This is a genomic window from uncultured Campylobacter sp., assembly GCF_905372745.1.
Classification (GTDB): Bacteria; Campylobacterota; Campylobacteria; order Campylobacterales; family Campylobacteraceae; genus Campylobacter_A.
The window spans coordinates 1-5,195 of the sequence record NZ_CAJPQR010000056.1 but is presented as its reverse complement, the minus strand read 5'-3'; the positions used below and the strand labels follow the sequence as shown (position 1 = coordinate 5,195).

At 44.2% G+C, this 5,195-nt stretch carries 5 protein-coding genes; 2 read left to right on the top strand and 3 right to left on the bottom strand.

Annotation, left to right across the window (positions count from 1 at the left end):
* Positions 1–109: 109 nt before the first annotated feature.
* The gene (rpmA, locus tag QZ157_RS10525) at positions 110–367 is read right to left on the bottom strand and encodes a 50S ribosomal protein L27 (protein WP_002943616.1); all 258 of its coding nucleotides are present in this window, start codon (positions 365–367) and stop codon (positions 110–112) included.
* Positions 368–378: 11 nt separating this feature from the next.
* Complete coding sequence (gene rplU, locus QZ157_RS10520) at positions 379–693, bottom strand: 50S ribosomal protein L21 (protein ID WP_002943840.1); 315 nt, start codon at positions 691–693, stop codon at positions 379–381.
* A 288-nt stretch (positions 694–981) separates the two neighbouring features.
* Between rplU and flhB the strand changes: the two genes are divergently transcribed.
* The gene (gene flhB, locus QZ157_RS10515) at positions 982–2,058 is read left to right on the top strand and encodes a flagellar biosynthesis protein FlhB (RefSeq protein WP_295145393.1); all 1,077 of its coding nucleotides are present in this window, start codon (positions 982–984) and stop codon (positions 2,056–2,058) included.
* Positions 2,059–2,579: 521 nt separating this feature from the next.
* Here the strand turns inward: flhB and QZ157_RS10510 are convergent.
* The gene (locus QZ157_RS10510; RefSeq protein ID WP_295145391.1) at positions 2,580–4,259 is read right to left on the bottom strand and encodes an anaerobic C4-dicarboxylate transporter; all 1,680 of its coding nucleotides are present in this window, start codon (positions 4,257–4,259) and stop codon (positions 2,580–2,582) included.
* 223 nt (positions 4,260–4,482) lie between these two features.
* Between QZ157_RS10510 and larA the strand changes: the two genes are divergently transcribed.
* The coding region (gene larA, locus QZ157_RS10505) for a nickel-dependent lactate racemase (RefSeq protein WP_295145388.1) at positions 4,483–5,195 on the top strand (713 nt) is incomplete at its 3' end.

Here is a 5,195-nt window from a genome sequence, read left to right as displayed (position 1 = left end):
ATTATTACCTTTAGATTACAAAATATATCGATGAAAATTATATCAGAATTTAACGTTTTTGGAGCAATTTAAAGAAAAAGGGGCTTTCGCCCCGAAAGTTGCGCGGTAATTACGCAGCAGGATAAACAGAAACTTTTTTTCTATTTTTATCTAGTCTTTCGAATTTAACAAAACCGTCGATTAGAGCGAAAATCGTGTGATCTTTGCCTAGACCGACGTTGCTGCCCGCGTGAGTGGCGGTACCGCGCTGGCGGATGATGATGTTGCCCGCGCGAACGAATTCGCCGCCGAATTTTTTAACGCCTAAGCGTCGTCCGATGGAATCTCGGTTATTCTGGGTTGAGCCTTGACCTTTTTTGTGTGCCATTTCTTATCTCCTTAAGCTGCGATACTTACGACTTTTACGCGTGTAAACTGTCTTCTAAAACCGCGTTTTAGTTTTGAGTCTTTGCGTCTGCGTTTTTTGTAAATAACGACTTTTTTATCCTTGCCCTCGTTTACGACTTCAAGAACGACTTTCGCACCCTTTACGAACGGCGCGCCTACCTTTACTTCACCGTCGTTTACGCACAAAACGTCCGTAATCTCGACTGATGATTTTGCTTCAGCACTGAAATGGTCAAGCTTAAGATATTCGCCTTCGCTGACGCGATACTGCTTGCCGCCGTGCCTAAATATAGCGTATTTTGACATACTCTACCTTTCTAAATTTGGTAAGACCAAAAAGCGCTTTTGGATTTCAAAAGACTTGGGGAGCTTTGTTGGTTGTAAGAGACGGATGATACCTAAAAATTTATAAATTTTGGTTTAATGTCCTAGCTTTTAAAATTTCGTCCGCCAGGTTTTTAGGTCACGCGCAAGAGCAAAAATCCTCCTTAAACTTTCCGTCGTAGCGTAAAATTTAACCTCCTTTTGGGTATAATCGCCCAAATTTAAGCAAATTTGAGCCAAAACGCTCGGCAAGATAAATTTAGGACGAAAATGGCAGGCGAAGACCAAGAAAAAACCGAAGAACCCACCTCCAAAAAGATCGAAGACGCGCGCAAGGACGGCAACGTCCCCAAAAGCCAAGACCTCGCGGGCTTCGTCACGCTCGCGGTTGCGATCTTCGTCGTAGTGGCGCTTCTTGGCTTCATCGGCGATCAGTTTTTCACGCTGTATAACTACTATCAGAGCCTAATCGGTCAGGAGTTTACGCGCAAACTACTATTTAGCGTCGCGATCACGACGATATTTCGCACGCTGCTCATCATCCTACCTATCGCCGTTTGCATCGCGATCGCGGGCGTCGTCGCTAATCTCATGCAGTTTGGATTTATATTTACCACAAAGCCTTTGGAGCCGAATTTAAACAAAATCAACCCGCTAAAAGGACTCAAAAATCTCTTTTCTCTTAAAAAACTGATAGATGGCATCAAAATGGTACTCAAGGTCACGGCGGTTTTTACGGTCGGATTTTTGATGTTTTTAAGCTTCATCAAAGAGCTGCCGCATACGCTGTTTTTCTCGATGGCAGCGCAGCTAGCGTGGCTAAAAGAAAAAATGCTGATTTTAGCCGCCGTGATGCTCATCGTGATGTTTATCATCGGGCTTCTTGACGTGCTGATCGTGCGTTTTCAGTATTTTCGCGACCTAAGAATGAGCAAGCAGGAGATCAAGGATGAGTACAAACAGATGGAGGGCGACCCGCAGGTAAAAGGACGCATCCGTCAGCTGCAAATGCGAGCCGCGCGCAACAGAATGATGCAAAATATCCCGCAAGCAGACGTCATCATCACCAACCCGACCCACTACGCCGTCGCCCTTCGCTACGATAAAACAAAGGAAAAAGCGCCGGTGATACTAGCTAAGGGCGTGGATTTTCTAGCGCTTCGCATCAAGCAAATCGGAGTGCAAAACAACGTCAAAATCGTCGAAAATCCGCCGCTAGCGCGCGAGCTATACAAGATGTGCGAGGTAAACGATATGATACCTGCAGAGCTCTTTCGTGCCGTCGCCGAGGTGCTAAGCTTCGTCTACATGAGCGACAAACGAAAATTCGGCGATAGATTGAAGTGAAATTTAAATTTAACTTTTTAGCTCTAAATTTAAAGCCAAATTCGGAGTCAAATTTGCGCCGCTCAAATTTGAATAAATTTTAGAATTCTATCCGCCGAGACCCGAATCTTTAAAATGTTAAATTTGGTTTTATTAAATTTAGCACTGTGTGCCAAATTTAATCTTTCTTGTTAAGGGGGAAGGGGCTTGAATTACGAAGTCGCTCCCTTCCCCCTTAATGATCCCCCCAACCCCTACGACGTGAGATGTTGCTGCACTGCGTGCGGATTGAATTTGGCACACCGCGCCACAGATTTTTTAGTTTAATATTTTTGTGGTGCGGGTCTCGGCGACTCAAATTTATAAATTTAATGTCAAATTTGAACGTAAAAAAGTTAAGGCGCAGTATTTTTGTTCTAGACGAGGCGCTTTTAAATTTGGCGACGGGAGTTACCTTGTCGGTAATGACCGAGCCAAATTTAAAAGTAACGAAGTATAAAGGAAAAAGACAAGCCACAAAGGCAGCTTGTCTAAAAGCAAGATTATTTAATAAATCCGTACAGATTAGCTAGCACCCAACCCACTGCGCACGAACTAAACACGCCGATAAGACCCGGGATGATGAAGCTATGGTTGATGACGTATTTACCGATGTGCGTAGTACCCGAGCGGTCAAACTGGATCGCCGCAAGGTCGCTCGGATAAGTAGGAAGGATAAAGTATCCGTAGCAAGCCGTAGCAAACGCGACGATGATGCCTGGATCCACGCCGATCTGAACGGCAAGCGGTACGAACGTCGCGGCGGCTGCGGCTTGAGAGTTTAGGAACTTAGAAATCAGCATACCTACGATGATATACATCCACGGATAAGCCTTCATCACCTCTCCTAACGAGCCTTTTAGCATCTCGATATGAGAGTGGAACATCGTATCTGCCATCCAGCTAATGCCGTAGATCGCGACAAGCGCAACCATACCGCTGTGGAAAATCTCGTTTTGAGCGATCTTAGCAGCCTTGATGCCTGAGTAGATCATCATGATAGAAGCAGCCAGTAGCATGAAAATTTGGATCGTATCGACCATGCCTAGAGGGGCGGTCTTTTTCATAGTATCTTTTACTACGATGCTAGCGTTTGCGACGGTTTCGGTTTTACCCTCTTTAGTAATAACTACGTTGCCGTCTTGAAGCACGATGGTTTGAGTTACTTTTTTGTCTTTATCTAGGACTTCTACGTTCGTAAATTTAGTAGCGTCTTTTACTTTGTTATCTTTTACGTTTGAGACGACTTTGCTATCATCTACGGTAGATACGACTTGGCCGTCTTTTACGGTGATGTTTTTAACTACTTTTTTATCTACTACGATTTCGATAGATTTACCCGGGACGTCGCTAGTCCAGCTAGGGCGAAGCTGTTTATAGTAGCCTAGAACCGCCACGATAGCGATGGTAGCTAGGAATATCCACATTATATTCCATTGCTTTTTAGGCAGATGAACGCCGACTAGCGATTTAGAATCGTCAGAGCCGTAGATGTATTTTCTTTGCTCCGGATCTTTAATTTTTTCTTGAAATTCAGGGTCTTTATCGAGGTCTTTTCCTCTAAATACGGAAAAAGTACCGATGCAAAGCACGCCTATAAAGGTAGCCGGAATCGTAACTTTAAGCAAATCTACATAGCTAGTAAAGCCATCGATATGAACGGTGCCCGTGCCTAGCAAAACCGCGACCATAGATACGCCCGCAACCGAAACCGGGCTAGCGATGATAGCTAGCTGAGACGAGATCGTGGTAGCAGCTAGCGGTCTTTCCGGACGGATACCGCTTTTCATCGATACGTCGTAAATGATCGGTAGCAGCGTGTAAACCGTGTGTCCGGTACCGCATAGAACCGTTAGCGTCCAGCCGCAAACCGGAGCTAGATAACAAACTAACTTAGGATGCTTTCTAAGCGCTTTTTCCGCAATTTGAAGCATAACGTCAAGACCGCCCGCGGCTTGCAAAGTAGCGCTTGCTACGACGACGGCTAGGATCGTAAGGATAACGTCGATAGCGGGTTTGCCCGGCTTCATATCAAATGCAAATACCAAGATAACAAGACCGATGCCTCCTAGTACACCCAGCGCCATACCGCCTTTTTTAGCGCCGTAGAACAGACATCCGAGTACGACTATTAGTTGGAGAGTGAACTGCATGCTTTCACTCAAACTGGTTAGGAATTCCATTTTTTCTCCTTTTAGGAAATTACGGCGCGATTATATAAATATTAAAATTAAATACTAATAAAAAAATTAAAAATACATTCGTATATATTAATCTAGCGTTTAATAATAAATTTTATCCATTCCATAAATTTAAAAATTAAATACCCTTTTTAAATGCGTTTAAAAGAAAAATTTATATATAATCCTAAGATAAAAAATTAATAATTATACTTAAGGAGCAAACATGCAAATTCCTATTCACTACGGCAAAGAGGATATCATCGAACTAAATGTTCCACAGAAAAATTTACTAGGCGTTTTTAACCCCAACCCCGTGGCTAAATTTGACGAAACGGCGCTCATCGCAAAGGCTCTGGCAAATCCGATAAATCAAAAAAGCTTTGACGAGTTTATAGCAGGCGACGAAAAGATCGTAATTATCGTAAACGACGGCACAAGACCTACGCCGACGGCCAAAGTTTTAAAGCAAATTTACCCAAAAATCCGCGATAAAAATAAAACCTTCATCATCGCCACGGGCTGCCACAGAGAGGGCACGCTAGAAGAGTACGAGATGATCTTCGGCAAAGAAATTTACGCGGAGATTAGCGCCAAAGGCGAAGTATGCGACCACGACTCGAAAAAAGACGAGATGAGCTATCTAGGAGAATCCAAAAACGGCACGCAGATGTATCTAAACAAAATCGTGGCAGAAGCCAAAAAGGTAATCGTTATAGGCTCGGTCGAACCGCACTATTTCGCGGGCTACACTGGCGGACGAAAGGCGTTTTTACCAGGAGTCGCCAAATACGAAACCATCGAGCAAAATCACAAACTAGCCCTTAGCGCCGACGCACAAGCTCTGCGCCTAGAGGGCAACCCCGTGCACGAGGATATGATCGACGCGATGAAAGTTCTTGCGCACATCGACGTTTTTTCGATCCAGACGGTGCTTGA